Source organism: Rhodococcus sp. NPDC127593 (genome assembly GCF_042671975.1).
Taxonomy (GTDB): Bacteria; Actinomycetota; Actinomycetes; order Mycobacteriales; family Mycobacteriaceae; genus Rhodococcus_F.
Map to the genome: position 1 here is coordinate 53,342 of NZ_JBHXWI010000040.1, position 21,745 is coordinate 75,086.

Genomic DNA, 21,745 nt, shown 5'->3' on the forward strand with positions numbered 1-21,745 from the left:
CGATGCTCGATAGCCTCCGCTGATCCGGTCTCGACCACGCGTGGATCACCTTAGTTGCGAAAGTGAAAAAATGAGCAGTACAACAAAATCCGTAACCGCCGCGATCGTCGGCCCGGGAAACATCGGCACCGATCTCCTGGCGAAGTTGTCACGTCTCGATTCGATCCAGGTCGCATACATGGTGGGCGTCGTCGAATCCGACGGCCTTGCTCGTGCGCGCTCTCATGGCATCACGGCCTCCGCCGAGGGTGTGGACTGGCTATTGCGTCAGGATCCGCTTCCCCAGATCGTCTTCGATGCGACCTCAGCAGGAGCACACAAAGCCCATGCACCGAAGTACGCCGAGGCCGGCATCCAGGCGGTCGATCTGACTCCAGCACACGTCGGACCCATGGTGTGTCCCCCGGTCAACCTCCGTCAACATATCGATGCGCCGAATGTCAGCATGATCACGTGCGGCGGCCAGGCCACTATTCCGATGGTGCACGCGGTGTCCCGCGTCACCCGGGTGCCGTACGCGGAAATCGTCGCCTCGGTCGCATCGCGCGGCGCCGGCCCCGGAACCCGGGCGAACATCGACGAGTTCACCGATACCACCTCACGCGCCGTCGCCGAAGTGGGCGGCGCCGAACGGGGCAAGGCGATCATCATCTTGAATCCGGTTGAACCACCGATGATCATGCGCGACACAGTGTTCTGCGCGATCTCCCCCGACGCCGACCACGACGCGATCATCCGGTCAGTCCAGTCGATGGCGACCGAAGTCCAGCAGTACGTTCCGGGTTATACCCTCAAAGCCGAACCGCAGTTCGACGACCCCCGGGACGATTGGGGCGGAAACGCTCGCGTCGCAATCTTCCTCGAAGTCAAAGGCAACGGCGACTACCTCCCCGAGTACGCCGGAAACCTTGACATCATGACAGCCGCCGCTGCACGAGTGGGCGACCTGATGGCACAGGCAATGACAGGAGCGCCAGCATGACTCGACCACCCCTGACTCACGACATCCGCATCGTCGATACCACATTGCGCGACGGCAGCCACGCGATGGCACACCAGTTCACCGAACAGCAGGTGCGGGACACGGTTCGAGCTCTCGAATCCGCTGGGGTCGAGATTATCGAAGTAACACATGGCGACGGTCTCGGCGGATCGTCGTTCAACTACGGGTTCTCCCGCACCGATGAACTCGACCTCATTGCGGCGGCGCGCGAAGAGGTGACCAACGCGAAGATCGCTGTTCTGTTGGTGCCGGGGATCGGCACTGCAGACGATGTACGCCGCGCTCATGACGCGGGCGCGAGCATGGTGCGAGTCGCCACTCACTGCACCGAAGCCGACGTCTCACCACAGCACTTCGGGGTAGCCGTCGACCTCGGTATGGAAACAGCCGGTTTCCTCATGATGGCACATCGCACCTCGCCGGGGGCTCTGGCGAGGCAGGCACGGATCATGGTCGACGCAGGTTGCCAGACGGTGTACGTGACCGACTCCGCAGGCGCACTGCTGATGGATGACGCAACAGCACGGTTCGAAGCATTGATCAGCGAGGTCGGTGACCAGGCCTGGGTCGGATACCACGGCCACCAGAACATCTCACTGGGAGTCGCCAACTCCATCCTCGCGTATCAAGCGGGCGTCAGGTACATCGACGGGTCTCTCTGTGCGCTCGGCGCCGGAGCCGGAAACTCTCCGACCGAGGTACTGGCGGCTGTCTTCGACCGGCTTGGTATCAAGACCGGTCTCGATGTGCTTGCGGTACTCGACGCAGCCGAGGATGTTGTCCATCCCTACCTTCCTCGCTGGCCGAAGATGGACCGTAATGCGATCGTGCAGGGATGGGCCGGCGTCTATTCCAGCTTCCTACGCCACGCCGAACGCGCCGCCGAAAGGTACGGTGTTCCGGCCCACGAAATCCTCCAGCGATGTGGCGAGCTTCAGCTTGTCGGCGGGCAGGAGGACATGATCATCGATATCGCGCTCCAGCTTCGGTCGCGCGGGGGGATGCCCGTCACCACGTAAGGGTGAGTCCGCAGTCTGTTTCGTGACGATAATGTCGACTTACGGGAATAGGCGGACCTCAGCGGGTAAGCCTACCGGCGGCGAGAGCCCACGCACTCATCGGAACCATGGCGCTTAGGATGGAGCCTCATCGGGCGCCGACGCCGATCTCCCGGTCGACCGACAGCGCATGAGTAGAGATCCGTCCGGCCACACGCTGCACGGACCGACACAGCACTTCCCGATCTCGTCGAAACGACAGAGCCGGCACCGTGAGGCTGATTGCCGCATGGACCGCGCCCCCAGCATCACGGATCGGCGCTGCGACCGAACACAGACCGATGTGGGCTTCCTCTACGTCACACCCGACTCCCCGTAGACGGATGGCCTTCAGCTCGGCACGGAATCTCGTCGGGCACGTGATCGTATGGGGCGTATGTTGCATGAGTCGATCGTCCCCGATGAAGGCGTCGATCACTCTTACCTCAGAATGGGCGAGCAGAACCTTGCCCAACGCAGTGCCATGAGGGCTGCTGGGTCGGGCCGGGCCGACAGTGCGAGAGTTCCTGGCCGCGGCGCCGTCCACGGAGTCCAGAATAGAAACCTTGAGGTGCCGAAGTGCGGCCAGCTCGACCGTCGCATGCAGTTGATCAGCCAGCTGATGTAGCACAGGGCGCGCGCTGGCGAGCAATCCTGTGGTGCCAACCAGCGTCCGGTTCAGCTCGGCGATTCGCCACCCGAGTCGGTATCGACCCCCGACGGACCTGCGCGTCAAACCTATCTCACACAGAGTAGAGAGCAGCGCGTGGGCGCTGGACTTGGGAATCTCGAGCCGATCGGCCACCTCACACACACCCCACTCCGGATTTGTGCTGGTGAAAAGGTCAAGCACCCGTCCGGCCTTGGCTACGGTTCCGAGCATTGCTCCTCCATCCTCCACCCGCCGCTGTTTTGTCGAACAGAACGGACACTGCAAGTTGTAGTGACCCGAGCATGCTGTGCGTGCCGAAACCCCATACCGGTCATAGTGCGGGTATTTGTACCTAGTTCCAGCGGCCCGAGGTCGCACCCGTGCGTTCGACGCCGTGAGAAGGCGGGGATCGCCGTTTGAGTTAGAACAACTGTTCGAATACGCATTGGGTCGATTTCGAGTCGTGCGAAGTGGCAACATCGGTGGCGTGAGTGAGATGGAACACAGCAAGGTCGGGCGTCTGCCGTCGGAGTTGACCAGCTTTGTCGGACGCAGACGTGAACTAGCCGAGGTCAAGCAGCAGTTGCAGATGTCCCGGCTCGTAACGTTGACCGGGACTGGCGGGGTCGGGAAGACACGTCTTGCGCTCAAAGCCGCCGCTGCTGTCCACCGGGCCTTCAAGGATTCCGTTTGGTTGATCGAAGTCGGCGAGTTGCGCGACCCTTCGCTGCTGGCCGACACGGTGGCAAGCAGCCTGGGTCTAGTTCACCGCACCAACCGCCCGATCCGGCAGGCACTGTTCGAGTATCTCGCGACTCGACAGTTACTGCTGATCCTCGACAACTGCGAACACCTACTCGACGCGACCGCCGAGTTCGCCCAGTCTCTACTCAAAGCGGGGCCAGAACTCCGGATACTCGCCACCAGCCGGGAACGACTCAATATCGACGGCGAGTCGGTAGTCGGCGTCCCACCGCTGACTATCCCCGCCGCGACCTCCGAGCCCCCCGCCGATAGCTCGACCGTGTCCGACGCAGTCATCTTGTTCGCCGAGCGGGCGAGATCACATGTGCCGGGGTTTCGGCTCACCGCGGCGAACAGGAATGACGTCATTCGCATCTGCCAACGCCTTGACGGACTGCCGTTGCCGATCGAACTCGCAGCCGCCCGGCTACACACCCTGTCCACCTCCCAAATCCTGGAACACCTCACCGATCGTTACCAACTGCTGACCGCCGGCCGCCGAGGCGCGCCCTCGCGGCAACAAACCCTGCGGTCTTCGGTCGATTGGAGCTACAACCTGTGCGGTCCGGACGAACAACGACTTTGGGCACGCCTGTCTCTGTTCGCCGGTGGTGCCGAGCTGGACGCGATCGAGGGTATTTGCGCGGAAGGACAGACCACCGACATGCTCGACCTCGTCGGTTCCCTCGTCGACAAGTCGATCTTGATCAGGGACGAACCCGGCTCGAATGTCCGGTACCGCATGCTGGACACGTTGCGCGAGTACGGCCGGAAGCAATTGGTTGCGAACGGGGAGTACGACGGAATTCGTCGACGGCATCGCGACTGGTATGGCCAGTTGGCGAGCCGCGCCGCGAATGAGTGGGTCAGCGCACGCCACAGCGCTTGGGCCGCACGGCTCGGACGAGAACAGGCCAACCTCCGTGAAGCGATGGAGTACTGCTTCGAAGAGGCCCGCGACGAACAAGCAGGAGTATCGCTCGCGACGACTCTGTATCCCTTCTGGCTCATCAGCGGGCACTTCAGTGAGGGACGTCGATGGCTCGACCGGGCCGCCGACGCACTCTCCGCTGAACCTCGTAGCCGGGCGGACGCGATACTTCTCGACAGTGTCTTGGCAGGTCTGCAGGGTGACACGCAAACGGCAGGCGCACTGATCGACCATGCGAGGGCGATCACCGACGTCCACGCGAACGCATCGACCGGCGCCCTCGCGCAGCACGCCACTGGACTCCTGGCGTTGTATCGAGGTGAACCCGATCGAGCTTCCGTTCATCTGCAGACCGCCACTGAGATGTTCGAAGCAGACTCGAATACTTTTCTGCAGTTCGGGTCGCTTCTGGGCCTCGGCTTGGCGAGACTCGCTGCAGGAAACGTGGAAGGAGCGATCAACAGCCTCGATCAGGCCCTTGCACTTACCGCGATCGGCGAGTTGCCGGCGCTCCAAGTGTATCCACTATGGGCCCTGGGCATCTCACTCTGGTTGCAGGGTGATTCCGAACAGGCAGCGGATGCGCTGCGCCGCGGACTGGAGCGGATTCGGCGCGTCGACGATCCGCTTGCCCTCGCCTGGTGCCTGGAAATCCTCGCCTGGATCGCCGCGGACAACAATCTCGAGCGACGGGCCGCCACGTTGATTGGCGCTGCCGCAACGTTGTCGCACCAATTGGGCGGGAATACCGTCGCCTTCCCCGACATGCGAACCTTCCAGGATCGATGTGAGCAGCGGGCACGCCGCGCACTGGGAACCAGGAAGTTCGAGTCGGCGCGCGAACGTGGGGCCGGTATGCGTCGCGAGGAAGCTATTGCTTTCGCCCTCGAGGAGCATCCTTCGGCTAAGCCCGCCTCGGTCAGTGAACTGACCAAGTTGACGAAGCGGGAACAAGAAGTTGCCGCGCTGGTCGCCGAAGGATTCACGAATAGAGCTATCGCCGAGGATCTGGTAATCGCCCCCCGCACGGCACAGGGGCATGTCGAAAATATCCTCATCAAGCTCGGTTTTACCTCGCGTAGCCAAATCGCTGTATGGGTTGCCGAGCAACAATAGGGCCGAGAAAGCAGCCATCGGCTAATCCGCGACGCTCTCTCTCGGGTCGGTCGCACCACTTGCAAGGCTAGATCGCTTCGCGCCCATTGACCTCATCGTACCCGTACCCGGCCGAGTCCCTACAAGTCCGTTCGGATAGTCCGAACGGCGATACGTGGCAGTGGTTCACGCCTCATAGAGTGACAGGCGAGTACATCGCCCACAGGCAAGCATCACAATATCAACCCTTATCGACACCGTAAGGAGATCTGATGACGGGCAACAGCGTAAGTCCCGGATATACAGGCGGAAATCTCAACCTGGTCGGCACCCGCCCGGGAAACGCCTACAAGTACGACGGCCCGGCCATGCCGAACGGAATCTGGTTCGCGCTGACATACACCAGCACCCACGATGCCATCGAAAAGCTAATCGTGCCCCCGGGTCTGAAGGTCAATCGCGATCTTCCCCCCGAAGTCGAGGTCCAATACTTCGTCAATCCCGAATGCCGGGCATACGACGGGCGTATCACCCCGTACCAGGGTTTCATGTTCATGGCCCATGTCCGCCACGGAGACACCACCGGACGCGCCGGCTGGGAGTACGTGGACGGTGTCCACGGGGACAAGACCCAGATGGACATCATGGGACCGTGGGGCGTGTACTTCGGAATGCTGAAAAAGATGGCCGACATCCACTTCACACCGATCGGGGGCAACGAGTTCGAAATTTCCGTTACCCGGCGCGGTGTCCGACTGGTGACCATGACCATCCGCACGGGCGCCGAGGTGCCTGAAAACGAGGTCGAACTAATCAACGCCGCAAGTTCCCAGTGGCCGAGGACGCTCACTGTCCGCGAAATCCCCGATGTCGACTTCTCCGGGTTCGTCGAACGATCCGTCTGCATCGCGAGCACCGATAACAACAACACCATCACCCAGGCATGGACGGCGGACAAGGGAAGTATCACTTTCGGCAACGACGAACTCGACCCCCTGAACGAGATGCCGGTCCTCGGTGTGTCCGGGGAGTTCAGCTACAAACTGACCTGCAGTAAGGAGCTCTTCAGCGGTATGACCGTGCTCGAGCACCTGCCGCTCGATGCCCACGCCCCCGTCGCCGCCAACGCCTGAGGCGACTCGGCACCGAACGACACCCCACTGCTCCGACCTGTTTCGGCTACCGGAGCTCCGCTGGTTGCATGATCCGACAGTCACGCAAGTATCCCGTTCGGCATCATCACAACCATTGATGTACGGCCGTCGCGAAACGTTCGTCCTGACGAAGAGGCGCGGCGACAAATCACTGAAGCGGTACTCGGCGACGACTTCGGATCGTCGTCGAGTACCGCCGCCGCGCCCACATGAACCGTGGCTGCGGAACCGCTCACACGAGGAATAGAAATGGTTGAAGCCAAAAGGATTCAAGCAGTCAGCGACAGCACGAGGATGCTCGATTTTGCGTTGCGGTGGCGGCACTTTGGCGGTGGTACGAGCGAGGACATCTTTGTAATGTTCGGCATCACTTCGAAGGAGTTCTTCACCCGCGTGCTCCGAATTCTGCACGGTCAGACTGGGTTGGACCCTGCCCTCGCCGCGGACCTGCACCAACTCTGTGGGAAGCGACTCGCTACCGAGAAAGAAAGACGGCCACCGAAGCTGTTGCGCTCACAACATCCTCACCACAAGAGGCACTATCCATCGGAACCGGAAACACCCTCGTCCACACTCACGAAACCACGTAGGTGAGCTCGAGTGGAATAGCTCATCTCGATTGCATTCCATCCGTGCGTGCCCACTAGAGCGTGTCTGCTATTTGCGGACGCGGTGATGGATGACGAGCGCAGCGAAGAGTACGCCACCGAGAAAGGTGGTGGCGTACTTGTCGTAGCGCGTGGCGATTCCACGCCACTGCTTGAGACGCCCGAAACCACGCCCGACGGTGTTGCGTTCGCGGTAGCGGTCCTTGTCGAACGCCGGCGGCCGACCCCCGTCCGATCCTTTCGCCTTGCGACGTCGAATCTGGTCACTGCGTTCGGGGATGGTGTGCGAGATTCGGCGTTCCCGCAGGTGCTTTCGAGTGCTCGGATGCGAGTACGCCTTGTCGGCCAGCAGCCGGAACGCTTCGGTGTCGTGAGCGCGATGCGCGTCGAGCAGCGGCGCCCAGGTAGGGGTTGTCGCCTGCCTGTCCCGGCGAGAGCAGCAGCGTCAACGGGCAGCAGAACGTGTCGGTGAGAGCGTGGATCTTCGTGCTCAAACCGCCGCGGGAGCGGCCGAGTGCGTGGTCGGCAGGTTCGTTGATCAGATTCTTGTCATTCGACCGGGCCCCCTGTGTGCGCATCGGTCAGGGCACCGGCCGAATGCTGATGGGCGCGGACAATGGTCGAATCGATCGACAGCAGACGTTCGAGCTGTCCGTCTCGCTCCGGGGCTGCCGCCCGCACAGCGGCGAACATCCGCACATAGGTGCCGTCGTCCGACCAGCGACGATGACGCTCCCAGATCGACTGCCACGGGCCGAAGTATTCGGGCAGATCGCGCCACGGTGACCCGGTTCGGAACCGCCAAGCGATCCCGTCGAGCGTCAACCGATGGTCATTCCACGGACGTCCCCTCCGGCCAGCCAGTACAGGGAGGACGGGCTCGATCACAGCCCACAGGTCATCGGAGATCTCATCGGCGCGCAACACTCACCCAGCATCACGCATCAATCCCCGAAACATTAAGCAGACACGCTCTAGACTAGTCGCAAAAGCCCTTCCAGGATTGCGCCCCGTGCGAGCTCCCTCAGCTTCCGGCGACAGTCATTCTCTCCCACGGCCGACGCCCATACCTTCCCCAAGCTGCGGTCCGGTTCGTTCTTCCCGTCCCTGCTGGAGCGCCGCCGCCGGATCGACAAGGCCCTGTACGCGGTAGTCATGGAGGCGTACGTGCACGGCGTGTCCACCCGCAGCGTCGACGACCTGGTTGGTGCGCTCGGTGTCGAGGCCGGCATCTCGATCGGAGGTGTCGCGGATCTGCGCGGGCCTCGATGCCGAGATCGCCCGGTTCCGTGAACGCACCTTGACGCACACGAGCTTCCCGTACGTGTTCCTCGACCCGACCTACTGCAAGGTCCGTGTCGGTGCGCACGTGGTGTCCCAGGCGCTTGTGGTGGCGACCGGGGTGTCGATCGATGGCACCCACGAGGTGCTGGGCACCGCGGTCGGGGACAGTGAATCGTATGAGTTCTGGCGGGAGTTCCTGATCGGGCTGCGCAGTCGGGGTCTGTCCGGGGTGCATCTGGTGATCTCCGACGCGCACAGCGGGCTGAACGCGGCTGTGGCACAGCAGTTCACTGGTTCAGCATGGCATGGCGCCGGGTGCATTGTGCGCCAATTCCGCCTTCCACAACCGGTACCGGTAGCTGTTGGAGCCGCCGGTGTCGGCGGTGATCAACAGCCGGCGTGCGTGCGGGTAGTCGGCGGCGCCGCGGGCCTGCCACCAGCGGCGGATGGAGGCGACCGCGAACGCGGCGGTGTCGTGGTCGACGCCGACATTGACCCAACCTGCGTCGGTGGTCAAGTCGTAGACGCCGTACGGGATGGCCCGGTCCGCATTCGGTCCGGTGAAGAAGCTGTGATCGACCACCCGCACCCGATCGCCGTGCGGGCGCCACTCGCGTCCCGGGGTGGGCAGCTGGCCGAGTTATTCTTCGAATCGACGCTGATCACCGGCTCGCCCGCGTCCTGGTGCGCCTTGACCTGCTCGTTGATGTAACGGAACTGCACGTCCCGGTCCGGGTGCTGCTCGCCTTCCAACGTCTTGGCGTTGGCCTGCAAACTGAATCCGTTGTCCCGCAACAATCGTCCCACCGTTGGTGCGGACACCGGATGGCCCTGCCGGGTCAGCTCCTCGGCCAGGTGTCGCAGCGACTTGGTCGTCCACCGCAACGGAGACTCCGGATCCCCACGCTCATCCGGCTCGACCAGCGCCAACAACGCAGGCACCAGCTGCGGATTCAGCGCGTCCGCACCCTTGCGGCCCCCACCCCGACGGCAGACCCGACCCGTCGGCGCCGGCTGCTCGCCGGCCTCCAACTCGAATACGCCCCTGCGAACAGTGGTCTCACTGACACCGACCGCCCGCACCCCGCCATGCCCAAGCGACCGGGCCTCCGCCGCCAACGCCAACCGCCGCTGCCGCTCGTTCAGATGCGGCAACAAGACCTCGAACCGCTCCCGTAACCGCCGGTCGGCCTCGCACACGATCGCCCTACCGCACCGACCAGACCCCGATCACAAACCAACACTTTATTATTTCACAGTCACATTCATGCGTAACATCCGGGCGACGGTGGGGACCAAGCATGTGCCGCCGGTGATGGCAGCGGTCAAGACGTTTTGCGCATACCGATCCGGTCGAGGTGGCCGCGCAGTAGAACCAGGTCACCGACACCTTCGCCGGCTCGTTCCCGAAGGCCGCGGCGTTGATGGAGTCGGCCAAGCATGATGTGTTCGCGTTCACTGCGTTCCCGAAGGCTCATTGCCAGAAGGTGTGGTCCAATAATCCAATTGTGCGGTTGAATAGAGAAATCAAGCGTCGCCCCGATGTCGTCGAGATCTTCCCGAACCCGGCGGCGTTCCTGCGTCTGGCGACCGCGGTGGTCATCGAGCAGCACGACGAGTGGCAGGTCACCCGCCGCTATGTTTCCGACGTGAGTATGGACGAGCTCCGTGCGGTGATCGCAGCGAAGGAGCACGCGGCGGACGGCGGCACGTACGCGCGTGCCTATCGGCGCCGTGCTGTTCACGGCGTTAAGCGAGCTGCTGAATCCATGACTGGGTCGGTATCACTGATGCTGACCAGGGCGCTCCTGCGGCGAAGTGATCGAGTAGCGCCTGATGTGTGCTGGGGTTGGCGTCAGCACACGCGTCACTCAACACGGTGACTCTGAAGTCGCGATCCAACGCTCCGACCAACGTTCCGAGCACAACCCCGCCCGTCGAGATGCCAGTGAGGACGAGCTCATCGATATTCTGAGACTTCAGAATATGCTCGAGATCCGTACCGCTGAACGCGCTGACTCGCACAGTGGTAACGACAATGTCTCCGACTCTCGTCGCGACCTTCTCGTGGACAGCGTCGGAAGATCCCCGGATGAATAGCTGTCCGGGTTCCAACTGTTGTAACCGAACGTCATTGGCCGGGAATTCCGGATAACCGGCGCGGTACCCAACCACCACGTAGATCACCAGCACATCCGCGGCGCGGGCGGCGCCGATGGCGTCAGCAATCCGCTCAATCCACGAGTCGTCCTCGACCATGTCTGTGAGCGGCGGCTGCACGTGCATGACCATAAGTGCAGTACCGACGCGACTCTTATGTTCCACCATTTATTTTCTCCTCTGGTTTCGCCGCCACGATCGGCAGGTGCGATGGGTGTCAGTCATGAATCGTGTCGTAATCACGCTGCCGCTCCGGGGGCAGAAATCGCTCTTCGAACTCTCGGACCTCTTTGTAGGTGGGATCGACGAATGCGTCACCGTAGCCTACGAATTCCTCGCAGCCCTCCAGCGCGAAGGCTTCGGACAGATACTTGTCAAACGGGCCTACGTCGCCAGCATCTCTTACCCGCAGTAACAGCTTCCACGCTTCTTGAACTCCGGGAATGATGAACGGCACGATCGCGATGCTCTGGCCCATCCGGGTCATCTCTGGGAGCGACGGCGCGGGGCCGGCGTGTCTGCTGGCAATCGCATACGTCGGCCCGTCGACCGACGCAAGCGCGGTACCGATCTCGTCCCACGTACGTATGCCCTCGAAGAAAATCACGTCAGCCGAGGTATGTTCGCGGTACAGTCGGCCACGCCGGATAGCCTCGTCCAGACCACCACCACTGGTCCCGTATCCGTCGGTGCGGGCGGTAATCACAAACTCTTTGTCGAGAGCGTCACGTACCTCAATCGCTGCGTTCAACCGTCCGACCGCTTCGCCGTCCGACACCAACTCGATGCCAGCTTGTCCCCCAGCCTTTTTGGGGTCGAGTTGATCCTCGATATGGATCCCCGCGATCCCGGCCTCGATGAACTCTTCGACTGTCCGGCGAACGTTCTGCACGCCACCGAAACCCGTGTCGGCGTCGCAGTAGACGGGGATATCCACGCATCGCGCGACCCGTCTCGCGTTATCAATCACTTCGGTGCGTGTCATCATGCCGACATCGGGCGAACCGGTGAGCCACCATGATGCCATCGCCCCAGAGATGTGGAATGCCTTGAATCCAGCGCGTTGAGCCATCTGCGCGTGGATCGGCAGGACACCGAACGGGACAAGCTCAGTTTGCTCGTTGCGAAACAATGTTCGCAGCAGATCCCCTTTGCTTGCTCGCGACATATCTACTCCTATCCATGATTTCGGGTTTGCACAGCTATCAAGTCAAGTTTCTATGCATCACACTAAAGTGAGTGTGCGGTCGACGGCCTCATCCCAGGACATGCCGGTGCGTAAGAATGCACCGCACTTCGCTACTATCCTCGGATTGTCTACCGCCACCGAACCCACCAGTCGATCACCAGACCTATACAAGGCAACGGGTTTCGCGCTGCCAGCCGACGATAGCAATCGTGATTCCTCGGACAGCGCCAGATGGCCAACCCCTTGGAACCGGCGCCCGTGCAACTGAGTCATGAAGTACGGCGGGGGCAGCGCTTCGGGTAAGTACGCAGCTGAGCCAAACCACAAGGCACGCGCAGCAGCCGCCCCCTGGTCAGCCGCGCAAGTCCACTGTTCAAGACGCACCATCTCACCTGCAGGACCACCGGGCCACCGAGCGACATCCCCTGCGGCATAGACATCGGAATCGCTCGATTGAAATGCTGCGCTGCACAGAATGCCGCCCGACAGTTCGAGCCCCGATCCAGCTAGCCAGTCGACCGCTGGCTGCACACCTGTACCCGCCACAACGGTGTCGGCTTCGACAACAACGCCGCTGGCAAGTTCCACGACCAGGCCAGCGTCCGATGCTGTCACCGACCGCACCATTGCGTTGAAACGCGTGGCAACTCCTGAATTCTGTTGCAAATCAGCCAGATAGGCAGACATATCTGCACCCAGCACAGATGCGAAGGGGCCCGGCTCGACGCTGATCAACGTGGTGGTAACGCCGAGTTCTCGACCTGCGCTGGCGACTTCGCCACCGATCAGCCCGCCACCGATCACGGTCAGATGCTTCGTCGACCGCAGCCTGGACCTCAGACCTTCAGCATCTGCGTGTGTCCGCAGGACGTGGATGTTCGCATCATCCGCTACGGTGAATGGCACTGTTGGCTTAGTGCCGGTCGCGATGAGTAGCTTGCTGTAGCCGACCTGCGAACCGTCGCTCAACGATACAATCTTGTCGGCAAGGTTCAGGCCGACAGCATAGGCGCCGGTTCGCAACTGTATGCCCATGGCCAGCAACTCAGCGCGAGTACGAAGCGCTATATCTGGCGATTTATTCTCTGTTAGAACGGCTTTCGACAATGCGGTGCGATCGTAGGGGGCCCCGTGATCTCCGTCTAAAACTACTACCGGAATGTCACCCAGTGAGCGCAACGTCTCCGCCGCGGTGATTCCTGCAATAGACGCTCCGACGATGACGATCGGTGCGTCAGTCATCGGTGACGGTTATCGCTGATTTCGGACAGCTTCGCGCTGCCTGCTGAACTACCACGAGCCGCTCCCGATCAGGGTCATCGTCGAGCACCACGACCAAGTTGTCGTCGTCAACGTCGAAAACATCGGACGCAATTACCATGCATGACGCGTAACCCACACACACATCGCGCCGTACTTCAATCTTCATCTCTACTCCGTTATTTCGCGTCAATCCACGCGCTCATGCGCCCTACGTCACTGGGCGGGGTGGTCAGAAGATCAGCCTCATGTGTGTGATCGTCATCAGCGTCTGATCTAGGTGCACAATGCGCTGAGCCAACTTCAGTTCACCGTCGACCTCACGAACAAGATCCACCCGCCCTGCCGGAACGAGCGCGACTGGGTCCGACTGGCGGGCAAAGCTGAGCATGATGTTGGAGCGCACGACGTACTCGCCTGACTTCTCACCGGCATGAACCTGAATGTTGGTGACGAACCGACGGACGCGCTGAACGGGGTTCTCGCCCCAGGCGAACTCAAAGTTATGAGGTGAGAACCGATCGGCCCACAGCACCTTGAGTGATGGCTTGTTCTCGTGGATGATGTATGTCCCGTCCGACCACGGGGGCAAGTTGGGGTTGTCCGGTGTGTACGGCGTAGGAATCTCGTAGCTGAAGTCTTCGGTGAGTAGCTCGATCCAGTCGTTGAGCCGCCGGTCATCGAGCAGAGCGGTCTCGAACAGATGGAAGTCGGCGATGCGTTGCCGCGTGGCCGGATCAACCGTGGTTTCAAGCGTGGTCATCTTGATTGTCCCTTCTTCGAACGTGTTCCACCGCGGGGCACAGGGTGCAGGGCGTGTGTCATTGGATCGTCAAACCGCCGTCGACGACCAGCAGAGCACCGGTGATGTAACTGGCATCATCAGAACCGAGGAACACTGCGGCCTTGGCCATCTCCATAGGGCTGCCGAGCCGTCCCATCGGGATCGCGCCGTGGGTGGCGCTTTCCATTGCTCTAGCCAGCATTCTCGCCGCCGCCGGACCCTGCTCATCCGAGCCGAGTATCGCAGCCGCGCGGTTCGGAAAGTTCGTTTCCGTCGCGCCGGGAGCCACGGCGTTCACCCGTACACCTCGCTCCGCCACTTCCCACGCAACCTGCCGCGTCATGCTGGCGATGGCACCCTTGGACGCAATGTAGGCTGTGCCGCCCCCACCAGCGATCAGGCTCGCTGTCGAAGCAGTGTTGACGATGGCTCCCGACCCGCGCGGCAGCATCTCCCGAAGTACTCGTTGAGTGAGAAGCATCGTTCCGCGCACGTTGACGTCGAAAACTTTGTTCCAGCGCTCGACGGTCAACTCCTCGGTCGGCGTCATCATGTCGAAGACGCCCGCGACATTGAACAGAACGTCAACGCGCCCGAACGTTTCGAGTACGGCAGTGACTGCCGAGTCGATGTCCGGCGGGTTGCTGATATCGGCTTGGATCGACATGAGATCGTGGTCGCCCCCAATCGCCTCAACAGCGGCCAACGCGGCCTCGCCGTCGTAATCGAGCAGAGCTACCTGCGCGCCCTCGGAGTAGGCAAGCTCAGCTACCGCTCTACCAATCCCATTGCCGGCGCCAGTGACAAGCACAACCTTGCCGGTCAGGCGGCCGGGCCTCGTACCTTGCTCAGAACTCATGATTTATCTCACTTTCGGGACCGAGTGGGGTCTCCAGTAATGCCGAGAAGAACTCCTCGGTTTGCCATGACAAGGCCTCTAGTTTGAGGGCGTCCAGTTGAACTGAATAGCCCAAGCGAGGACTGCTGATCTCGAGACGTTCCCCGTTACGCGTGCGGATTTTGCGAATGCGCACGGCTCCGAACTCATTCATGACGGTGAACGCTTCCGGAGCAGAGAGCGAGCCAGCTGCGGCTTCCAGCCCCGCCATCAGACTGTGGTCTGACTGTCCGGGACGGCAATAGCTTCCTCGTCGATGCCGGTCACCACATCGGAAGAGTCCGTCATCCATCGCGACCACGCGTTGTAGTAGTTGCGGAACTGTACGTCGTGAACGGGGCCTGCGTAGATGTTGCCCGGCCACTCTGGCTTGTCTACTGGGGTGACATCTGGCAGCGCAGTGTAATCATGGGAGATCGACTGCGCGACCGCGCCGGCGTTCGCGTCGGCCATCCCGGTCCAATTCTGCAAGTCGTCGACCTCAAAGACGCCGCCCGAGCCGAGGTTCCGAGCGAACGCGATCTCCGCCTGACGCTTCCATTCCTCGGACGCCCCCTTGGGGACCAGAACCAGATTGAACAGCTCGGTCCGGTCGGCGGCCACAGGAATCCAGACACGCGCAATGAACAGGCTGATCGGTGGTGTGTCGTCGCCCAATGTGCCCATGGTGAGGTCGGCATAGGAGAAGTTGGGGAAAATGGTGGCGACCGTGGCGACCCGATTACGTGCGCATTCCAGTTCTTCCGAGTCCATCCGAGAAGCGAAATCATCCCAGAGGTGAGTCTCGTAGCCGATTACCGGCGAGCGTTCGAACTTCAATGGCAGCCGGTATGCCATGCTCGAATGTCCCTGGTCTGTGGTGACGTAAAAGTCGTTGAGATCGCCCATAGACTCGTCTGGCGTCGGCATCCCCGCTCCCTGACTTGCCAGGTACGGCATGAGGACACCGGGTTGAAGAACGACTCCCATGTCGATGATGACTTTGTGTGTCATTTCGCCGTGGTAGCCGTCGGCGAGCCAATTCTCGGCACCGGACTTCCAATTGTGGTGCCCCAGTAAGCGCGTCGGCGGACCAAGCACTTCGAAGTCGCGATCGAACATCAACTTCATGTGCCACTTCATGTCACCGAGATAGTCGTCGAGTGATGGCCCCGAGTGATCCCAATTGGCGAAGATCAGACCGTAGAACGTCGCGACCCGGGCCTGCACCAAGCCGCGGGAGCTGCGGTCCATCTTCCCGTACAGTGCGGGCATCTGCGGAACGCCACGGAGGTCGCCGGAATTGTTATAGGTCCATCCGTGGTAGCTGCACCGAAAGTGCGACGTGTTGCCCATGTCTGCAGTACACAGCTGGGCGCCGCGATGGCTGCAGCTGTTCAGCATGACTTTAAACTCGCCCTTCTCGGACCGAGTCACGATAACGGTGTCAGTGCCGAGCTTCCTCTGCACATAGTCCCCGGGACTCGGGATCTCGGTCTCATGGGCAACGAACTGCCATGTGTGCCGGAAGATTCGCTCGCGCTCCTCAGCGAAGACCTCAGGTGAGAAGAAAGCTTTCCGGTTGACATAAGCACCATTAGTGGAGGTCGATGTCATCGATAGTCCAATCTCTTGTTGCGGGCTGAGTCGCGTAGATCGCCAAGTGCGTTGGGCTTCATGTTAGGCCGCGCCGATGCACCTACCGAGGATCGTTCGGGTATGTTGAACGAAGTGATGGCGCTCGCTGAAATTGGATCTGGCGCACTCTCCGTGATTCTGTTGCGGGGCTGGGCTATACGGCGTGGATCACGCGTTTGCGGAGAAGGTCGAGGTTGGCGCGTCCGTACATTTGGCGTTTGAGCATCTTGATGCGGTTGACGTGGCCTTCGACGGGACCGGAGCTGTGCGACAGGGTCAGTCCCGCGGTGACGGCGTCGAGGTCTCGGCGCAGACCCCGGACGAAGGACCGCAGCGCCGGTTCCCCGTCAGCGTCGACAGCGGTCATCCAGGCGGCGAGGTCGACGCCGCGGCGGTCGGTCATGATCTCGGCGAAGTCATGCACCAGCTCTCGGGTGGTGGTCAGGGCAGGACTGCGTCCCAGGAGCGCGTCAAGCTGAGCGCGTTCGTCGTCGGTGAGCCGGTCCGGGCTCTGCGTTCAGCCATGGTCAGTCCCATCATCCGGCCCTACCCTCGACCACCGCACCGATGTGATCGACACGCCGCCGCTACACGGGCATTCTCACGTGAGGCAACGAAGGGATTACGCGGGCATTTTGGATGAGTCAACGCGGACCTTCGCATCTCATGCTGACATGGGAGGACGATGTAGAAGTACATGCCCTACGCAAACGAGGTTGGTCGATCTCGGCGATCGCCCGGCACACCGGCCGGGACCGCAAAACCGTCCGGGCCTACCTGAACGGCGAACGCACCCCCGGAGTGCGTAAACGCCGCGAACCGGATCCATTCGCCCCGTTCGTCGACTACGTGACCTGCCGGCTGTCCGAGGACCCGCATCTGTGGGCGCGCACCTGTGCGACGAACTCGAGGAGCTCAGGTATCGGCCTGTCGTATCCGACGCTGACCCCACCAGCGACCACCGGCAGATGTTCGGCGAAGAACTCACCTGCCGCCGTCAAGCCGTGGATCGTACCTTCCCCGCCATAGAGTCCGAGCTGGTCGTAAGGTAGGAGCGCCAACTTCTTCGGCTCACCGGCGTGAGCGTAGGCCGTTAGGATCGAGCTGCAGCGGGTGCAGTACCTCGTAGCCCGACAGCGCGATGACGAGCAGGGGCCGAGGCGCGATCTGGTCGATCGTTGCCGAAGGATTGAACGCCAAGACCCGATCAACCGATTCAAGTGCGATGTCCTGACACCAGGTTCGGGACAACTCATCCAGACTCGCCATGAACCCCCGCACCTCTGCGTCGGTCGGCACGCCGCAGACTTCGTTGGAGGAGAACAGCCCGGCGACCGGTACCCGGGCGCTGGGTTGGCCCGTGAAACGGCGACGGCGGTCCTCATCCAGTGCGTCCTGCAAGGCTTCCCCCTGCTCAGGGGTCCGCAGCCACGACATCCATTCCCGACCGTTGACGATCGGCACCTGCGCCACAGTGACTTTTGCACGACGATCGAGTGCGGCCGTTGCAAGAAAACCCCCTGACGAAGTTGCCGGAGGTGACTTAGAGCGTGTCTCATGTGGATGAAGTGACGTGTGGGACATAATGTGACGTGTGGTAGATGGGTTGTCACTGAGGTTGGTTCCGGATGCGTTGTGGGAGATCGTCGAACCGTTGATTCCGCGCTTTGCCGCCCGGCCGCAGGGTGGTGGAAGTGCGCCGGCCGATGACCGGGCGGTGTTCACCGCGATCGTGTACGTGCTCACCAGCGGATGTGCGTGGCGGCACCTGCCGCCCTCCTTCGGGGTAACCGTGCCGACCGCGCATCGACGGTTCAGTGCCTGGGTGCGGGATGGGGTGTTCGAGAAACTCCATTGCGAGGTGCTCGACCGGCTCGGTAGCGCGGGCGAACTCGACTGGACGGCAGCAATCCTGGACGCGGCAAGCGTCCGGGCAAAAAAGGGGGGCTCACTGACCGGTCCCAGCCCGGTCGACCGCGGCAAGAAGGGATCGAAGATCCACGTCCTGTCCGAAACAAATGGAATCCCACTGGTCGTGGGCGTGACCGGGGCGAACACCCACGACAGCACGATGCTGCAACCATTGGTGGCAGCGATTCCGGCAACGAAGTCCAGGCGCGGACCACGCCGACGCAAACCGCGAAAGGTCAGCGCTGACAAAGCGCTACGACTATGACATTCACCGACGGTGGTTGCGCGAACGAGGCATCGTCCCGCGGATCGCCCGCCGGGGCATCGAGCGAAACGATCGCCTCGGCCGGCACCGGTGGAAGATCGAACGCACCATTGCCTGGCTCACTGGTTACCGGCGCATGACCATCCGCTACGAGCGCCACGGCGAACACTTCGCCGGCTTCCTTCACCTCGCCGCCGCACTCACCTGCTTCAAGAAGCTCCCCACATGAGACACGCTTTTAGCATGCTCAAGCGCAGCTGAAGTTGTCGCGATCGATGAGACCGTGTCTCGAAGATCTGCGATCGCAGCCGGGATGGCAGAAGCGGATCGTGCTCCATATCCGCCTCGCCTTCTAAGCTCATCCCGATTCGACCCGGTACACGAGGCAAAACGCTAGAGATCGAGGACCAATCTGGCGCTCTTTGCGCGTGAGACACATGGGTACATGACGTCATTTGCTGCCTGTTCGGCAGGACTGAGCAGACTGTCGCGGTGGTCGACCTCGCCTTCGAGGACAACCGCCTCACAAGTGCCGCACGTGCCCTCCTGGCATGAGGACACCGTGAACACGCCGGCCTCATCGAGCATCTCGAGCACTGACTTGTCCGGTGGGACGGTCACCGTCTTCCCCGTCCGTTCGAGTACGACGTCGAAAGATTCGGTGCGGACCGGATCGCCGAACTCTTTGGGAGAGAAGCGCTCGAGGTGCAAGGCTCCTTCCGGCCACGCCGAGGAGCGCTCTTCGACCGCCTGCAGAAGTGCTTCCGGCCCACAGCAGTAAATGAGCGTGTCCGGCTGCGGAACCTTCAGCACCGAGTCCAGGTCGATCATTCCGACCTCATCCTGCGGATGAACTGTCAGGCGGTCGGGATATTCGGACTCGAGCTCGTGCAGGTAGGCCATCGATCCCCGGCTGCGTCCGCCATATTCGATACGCACGTCAGCGCCGTCGGCCACCGCCCGAGCAACCATCGGTACGAGAGGGGTGATCCCGATGCCGCCGCCGATGAACAGGTATCGGGGGGACGGATCCAACTCGAAGTGGTTGCGTGGTCCTCGCATATGCACGACCGCCCCATCGCTTAGGTGGTCATGGACGTATCGGGAGCCACCGCGGCTGTTCGGCTCGCGGAGCACGGCGATCTTGTACCGCGTCAGATCGGTTGGTTCGCCACAAAGTGAATACTGTCGCACCAGTCCCGGCTCAATGATCAGATCGAGGTGTGCCCCGGGCGTCCACTCCGGCAGCTCACTGCCGTCCGGTCGCTGCAAGACCAGTTGCGCCACTTGGTCAGCGATTTCCCGATGGCTTGTCACCACGAGATCGAGTTCGTGCTCCTCAGACATTGCTACTCCTCGGACGTCACGCCGCACGCCTAGAGGCATGGCGGCCACCGATGAAGCCGAACACCAGGGCCGGTCCGAGGGTTCCCCCGGCACCGGGGTAGGACTGCCCCATCACCGACGCCGTGGCGTTGCCACTGGCATACAGACCAGCGATTGGCTGGCCGCTCGTGTCGAGCACGCGCGCGTGCTCGTCGGTGAGCAGACCCCCCTTGGTGCCGAGATCGCCGGGCATCATCTTGAGTGCACGGAACGGGCCCACACTGAGCTCGCCGAGATTGGGGTTCGGATAGGTGGGATCCCCGTAGTAGTTCTCGTATTCGTTTTCGCCGCGATGAAAATCTTCGTCGACGCCTTTCCGCACGAGTTCGTTGAAGCGTGCGACCGTGGCCTCGAGATCGTCGGGGGGTACGCCGATGCTTTGCGCGAGTTCGCGCAGGGTCGGCGCATCGACGATGGTGCCAGCCTGCTTGAGCTTGCCGATGCCGACCGTCGAGGCGAGGTTGACGTACTTCTTCGTGTGACGGCGATCGGTCACGATCCACGAGGGGACGCAGGGCACTTCGGCATTGTGGTCGAGAACACCCTGGACGAACTCAGCGTAGGGCAGTGCCTCGTTGATGTAGCGCTTGCCATGCTGGTCGATGGTGATGCTGTGCGGCATTGAGCGTTCCCAGATCAACAGCACGCCACGCGAATTGTCGCCGGGGAACGGAATCGCTGGCGTGCCCCAGGCCAACTCCATCAGGGCGGTGTCCGCCCCAGCCTCGATGCCAACCTGGATTCCGGTACCCACATCGCCCTCGGCAGCTGTGGACCAGCCGGGATGGCCGTGGTACTTCTTGCGCCACTCCGCATTGCGGCCGAAACCGCCGGTGCCGAGGAAAACGCCACTGGTGGCTCGGACCCTGATCTCATTGCCATCACGGTTGACGATAGCGCCGACTGCGGCGCCATCCTCGATGATCAGCCTGGTGATCGGCGCATTGAGCCACACCGGCGTGCCCTGTTGGCGCACCACGTGCATCAGCGCGCAAGACAATGCGACGCCCATGCCGCGCAGTTTGCGGCGGGTCAGCACGCCGTGCGCGATGCGCCCGCCGACTCGTAGCGCGCGCTTGATGCACCTCGGACTGGTGACGCCGAGCGCCAGTTCGGCGAAATCGTCGAGCTGGAGCGGCAGCGGAATGACCTCGTCGTGACGGGTACTGGCGTAATAATCACCAAGTTTCTTGATGTCGAACGCCTTGACGTCCAGTGAGCGACCTCTGCTGCCGCCCGGCTTGTGCGAAAAGTAGTCGGGATAAACCTTGCTGCGGATGAATTCGACGCCGTGCTTCTCCAGCGTGGAGACCGAGTCAGCCACGCCGTTTAGGAAGGCCACTTTCCGAACGCGGGACGAAGCGGGACCGACGTCGTGCACTACGGATTCCAGGTATTTGAGGGCCTCCTCCTTCGAGTCACGCACTCCTTCCCGCTGCATGACCGGATTGTCGGGCAACCAGACGCCGCCACCCGAGATGAACGTGGTGCCGCCCCATTTGTCGGTGCTCTCGACGACGAGCACCTGTTTGCCGTCGTCGGCGGCGGCGATCGCTGCCGCCAGGGCCGCAGCCCCGGTGCCGGCGACGAGCAAGTCGGTAGTGATGTCCCATTCCTGAGTCATGCGTGTGAATTCCTTTCAGAAAAACAATGATCAAGGCGTTCTCATGAGTCGTTCGTCTTGTCTCACGGTATGACTATCGAGATGAATTACAACTCCGGACGGTCATCGCCACTCCGGTGTTTCATTGAGCTCGAAACGAGATA

At 61.9% G+C, this 21,745-nt stretch carries 17 protein-coding genes and 6 pseudogenes; 8 read left to right on the forward strand and 15 right to left on the reverse strand.

Features of this window, described 5'->3' with window-relative positions; genetic code table 11:
- Positions 1 to 70 precede the first annotated feature (70 nt).
- Together ACFVJ3_RS32150 and dmpG are read left to right on the forward strand one after the other, a co-directional pair.
- Positions 71 to 982 (forward strand): acetaldehyde dehydrogenase (acetylating), encoded by a 912-nt coding sequence (locus tag ACFVJ3_RS32150; RefSeq protein ID WP_378455914.1) that lies wholly within the window; start codon positions 71 to 73, stop codon positions 980 to 982.
- The gene (dmpG, locus tag ACFVJ3_RS32155; protein ID WP_378455915.1) at positions 979 to 2,022 is read left to right on the forward strand and encodes a 4-hydroxy-2-oxovalerate aldolase; all 1,044 of its coding nucleotides are present in this window, start codon (positions 979 to 981) and stop codon (positions 2,020 to 2,022) included. Before ACFVJ3_RS32150 ends, dmpG begins: the two co-directional genes overlap by 4 nt.
- A 127-nt stretch (positions 2,023 to 2,149) precedes the next feature.
- Here dmpG and ACFVJ3_RS32160 read toward each other — a convergent pair whose 3' ends face one another.
- Positions 2,150 to 3,172, reverse strand: coding sequence for an IclR family transcriptional regulator (locus ACFVJ3_RS32160; RefSeq protein WP_378455916.1), 1,023 nt, complete (start codon positions 3,170 to 3,172; stop codon positions 2,150 to 2,152).
- 16 nt (positions 3,173 to 3,188) lie between these two features.
- On the opposite strand from ACFVJ3_RS32160, the gene ACFVJ3_RS32165 reads away from it, so the two are divergent.
- Together ACFVJ3_RS32165 and ACFVJ3_RS32170 are read left to right on the forward strand one after the other, a co-directional pair.
- Entirely contained in the window at positions 3,189 to 5,483 is a 2,295-nt protein-coding gene (locus tag ACFVJ3_RS32165) for an ATP-binding protein (protein ID WP_378455953.1), read from the forward strand.
- A gap of 251 nt (positions 5,484 to 5,734) precedes the next feature.
- Positions 5,735 to 6,595 (forward strand): acetoacetate decarboxylase family protein, encoded by an 861-nt coding sequence (locus ACFVJ3_RS32170; RefSeq protein WP_378455917.1) that lies wholly within the window; start codon positions 5,735 to 5,737, stop codon positions 6,593 to 6,595.
- 678 nt (positions 6,596 to 7,273) lie between these two features.
- Here ACFVJ3_RS32170 and ACFVJ3_RS32175 read toward each other — a convergent pair.
- Positions 7,274 to 8,151, reverse strand: a pseudogene (locus ACFVJ3_RS32175) (IS5 family transposase).
- Positions 8,152 to 8,298: 147 nt separating this feature from the next.
- Here ACFVJ3_RS32175 and ACFVJ3_RS32180 point away from each other — a divergent pair.
- Positions 8,299 to 8,812: pseudogene (locus tag ACFVJ3_RS32180) on the forward strand (transposase); the annotation flags it as partial.
- A 21-nt stretch (positions 8,813 to 8,833) separates the two neighbouring features.
- Here ACFVJ3_RS32180 and ACFVJ3_RS32185 read toward each other — a convergent pair.
- Positions 8,834 to 9,708, reverse strand: a pseudogene (locus tag ACFVJ3_RS32185) (ISAzo13 family transposase); the annotation flags it as partial.
- Positions 9,709 to 9,766: 58 nt separating this feature from the next.
- Between ACFVJ3_RS32185 and ACFVJ3_RS32190 the strand changes: the two are divergent.
- Positions 9,767 to 10,208: pseudogene (locus tag ACFVJ3_RS32190) on the forward strand (transposase); the annotation flags it as partial.
- A 49-nt stretch (positions 10,209 to 10,257) separates the two neighbouring features.
- Here the strand turns inward: ACFVJ3_RS32190 and ACFVJ3_RS32195 are convergent.
- The 9 genes and pseudogenes from ACFVJ3_RS32195 to ACFVJ3_RS32235 form a co-directional block, all read right to left on the reverse strand.
- Positions 10,258 to 10,836, reverse strand: a complete 579-nt coding sequence (locus ACFVJ3_RS32195) for a cysteine hydrolase family protein (protein ID WP_378455918.1) — start codon at positions 10,834 to 10,836, stop codon at positions 10,258 to 10,260.
- A gap of 49 nt (positions 10,837 to 10,885) precedes the next feature.
- Positions 10,886 to 11,836 carry an oxaloacetate decarboxylase gene (locus ACFVJ3_RS32200; RefSeq protein ID WP_378455919.1) on the reverse strand — a complete coding sequence of 317 codons (951 nt, stop codon included), beginning with the start codon at positions 11,834 to 11,836 and terminating at the stop codon, positions 10,886 to 10,888.
- Between the two features lie 57 nt (positions 11,837 to 11,893).
- Positions 11,894 to 13,099 carry an NAD(P)/FAD-dependent oxidoreductase gene (locus ACFVJ3_RS32205; RefSeq protein ID WP_378455920.1) on the reverse strand — a complete coding sequence of 402 codons (1,206 nt, stop codon included), beginning with the start codon at positions 13,097 to 13,099 and terminating at the stop codon, positions 11,894 to 11,896.
- Entirely contained in the window at positions 13,092 to 13,286 is a 195-nt protein-coding gene (locus ACFVJ3_RS32210; protein WP_378455921.1) for a ferredoxin, read from the reverse strand. The genes ACFVJ3_RS32205 and ACFVJ3_RS32210 overlap by 8 nt, the downstream gene beginning before the upstream one ends.
- Positions 13,287 to 13,349: 63 nt before the next feature.
- Entirely contained in the window at positions 13,350 to 13,880 is a 531-nt protein-coding gene (locus ACFVJ3_RS32215; protein ID WP_378455922.1) for an aromatic-ring-hydroxylating dioxygenase subunit beta, read from the reverse strand.
- Positions 13,881 to 13,938: 58 nt separating this feature from the next.
- Complete coding sequence (locus tag ACFVJ3_RS32220) at positions 13,939 to 14,760, reverse strand: SDR family NAD(P)-dependent oxidoreductase (protein ID WP_378455923.1); 822 nt, start codon at positions 14,758 to 14,760, stop codon at positions 13,939 to 13,941.
- Positions 14,750 to 15,010: a dihydrodiol dehydrogenase gene (locus tag ACFVJ3_RS32225; RefSeq protein ID WP_378455924.1), complete on the reverse strand. Its 261-nt coding sequence runs from the start codon at positions 15,008 to 15,010 to the stop codon at positions 14,750 to 14,752. The genes ACFVJ3_RS32220 and ACFVJ3_RS32225 overlap by 11 nt, the downstream gene beginning before the upstream one ends.
- Entirely contained in the window at positions 15,010 to 16,395 is a 1,386-nt protein-coding gene (locus tag ACFVJ3_RS32230; RefSeq protein ID WP_378455925.1) for a Rieske 2Fe-2S domain-containing protein, read from the reverse strand. Before ACFVJ3_RS32230 ends, ACFVJ3_RS32225 begins: the two co-directional genes overlap by 1 nt.
- 175 nt (positions 16,396 to 16,570) lie before the next feature.
- Positions 16,571 to 16,933: pseudogene (locus ACFVJ3_RS32235) on the reverse strand (transposase); the annotation flags it as partial.
- 149 nt (positions 16,934 to 17,082) lie between these two features.
- Between ACFVJ3_RS32235 and ACFVJ3_RS32240 the strand changes: the two are divergent.
- A pseudogene (locus ACFVJ3_RS32240) lies at positions 17,083 to 17,364 on the forward strand (IS21 family transposase); the annotation flags it as partial.
- A 123-nt stretch (positions 17,365 to 17,487) separates the two neighbouring features.
- Here the strand turns inward: ACFVJ3_RS32240 and ACFVJ3_RS32245 are convergent.
- Entirely contained in the window at positions 17,488 to 17,880 is a 393-nt protein-coding gene (locus ACFVJ3_RS32245) for a hypothetical protein (protein ID WP_378455926.1), read from the reverse strand.
- 130 nt (positions 17,881 to 18,010) lie between these two features.
- On the opposite strand from ACFVJ3_RS32245, the gene ACFVJ3_RS32250 reads away from it, so the two are divergent.
- A protein-coding gene (locus tag ACFVJ3_RS32250) for an IS5 family transposase (protein WP_378455927.1) occupies positions 18,011 to 18,821 on the forward strand; the annotation gives its coding sequence in 2 pieces (ribosomal slippage) (positions 18,011 to 18,580 and positions 18,582 to 18,821; 810 coding nt in all).
- A gap of 164 nt (positions 18,822 to 18,985) precedes the next feature.
- Here the strand turns inward: ACFVJ3_RS32250 and ACFVJ3_RS32255 are convergent.
- Positions 18,986 to 19,978, reverse strand: coding sequence for a PDR/VanB family oxidoreductase (locus ACFVJ3_RS32255; RefSeq protein WP_378455954.1), 993 nt, complete (start codon positions 19,976 to 19,978; stop codon positions 18,986 to 18,988).
- Positions 19,956 to 21,602: an FAD-binding protein gene (locus ACFVJ3_RS32260; protein WP_378455928.1), complete on the reverse strand. Its 1,647-nt coding sequence runs from the start codon at positions 21,600 to 21,602 to the stop codon at positions 19,956 to 19,958. The genes ACFVJ3_RS32255 and ACFVJ3_RS32260 overlap by 23 nt, the downstream gene beginning before the upstream one ends.
- Positions 21,603 to 21,745: the final 143 nt, after the last annotated feature.

Bases quoted from the DNA above. Each gene is read 5' to 3' on its own strand.
- ACFVJ3_RS32150 (WP_378455914.1), top strand. From the start codon at position 71: ATGAGCAGTACAACAAAATCCGTAACCGCCGCGATCGTCGGCCCGGGA.
- ACFVJ3_RS32165 (WP_378455953.1), top strand. From the start codon at position 3,189: ATGGAACACAGCAAGGTCGGGCGTCTGCCGTCGGAGTTGACCAGCTTT.
- dmpG (WP_378455915.1), top strand. From the start codon at position 979: ATGACTCGACCACCCCTGACTCACGACATCCGCATCGTCGATACCACA.
- ACFVJ3_RS32205 (WP_378455920.1), bottom strand. From the start codon at position 13,099: ATGACTGACGCACCGATCGTCATCGTCGGAGCGTCTATTGCAGGAATC.
- ACFVJ3_RS32220 (WP_378455923.1), bottom strand. From the start codon at position 14,760: ATGAGTTCTGAGCAAGGTACGAGGCCCGGCCGCCTGACCGGCAAGGTT.
- ACFVJ3_RS32255 (WP_378455954.1), bottom strand. From the start codon at position 19,978: ATGCCTCTAGGCGTGCGGCGTGACGTCCGAGGAGTAGCAATGTCTGAG.
- ACFVJ3_RS32160 (WP_378455916.1), bottom strand. From the start codon at position 3,172: ATGTTGCCACTTCGCACGACTCGAAATCGACCCAATGCGTATTCGAAC.
- ACFVJ3_RS32195 (WP_378455918.1), bottom strand. From the start codon at position 10,836: ATGGTGGAACATAAGAGTCGCGTCGGTACTGCACTTATGGTCATGCAC.
- ACFVJ3_RS32215 (WP_378455922.1), bottom strand. From the start codon at position 13,880: ATGACCACGCTTGAAACCACGGTTGATCCGGCCACGCGGCAACGCATC.
- ACFVJ3_RS32200 (WP_378455919.1), bottom strand. From the start codon at position 11,836: ATGTCGCGAGCAAGCAAAGGGGATCTGCTGCGAACATTGTTTCGCAAC.
- ACFVJ3_RS32210 (WP_378455921.1), bottom strand. From the start codon at position 13,286: ATGAAGATTGAAGTACGGCGCGATGTGTGTGTGGGTTACGCGTCATGC.
- ACFVJ3_RS32225 (WP_378455924.1), bottom strand. From the start codon at position 15,010: ATGGCGGGGCTGGAAGCCGCAGCTGGCTCGCTCTCTGCTCCGGAAGCG.
- ACFVJ3_RS32170 (WP_378455917.1), top strand. From the start codon at position 5,735: ATGACGGGCAACAGCGTAAGTCCCGGATATACAGGCGGAAATCTCAAC.
- ACFVJ3_RS32230 (WP_378455925.1), bottom strand. From the start codon at position 16,395: ATGACATCGACCTCCACTAATGGTGCTTATGTCAACCGGAAAGCTTTC.
- ACFVJ3_RS32260 (WP_378455928.1), bottom strand. From the start codon at position 21,602: ATGACTCAGGAATGGGACATCACTACCGACTTGCTCGTCGCCGGCACC.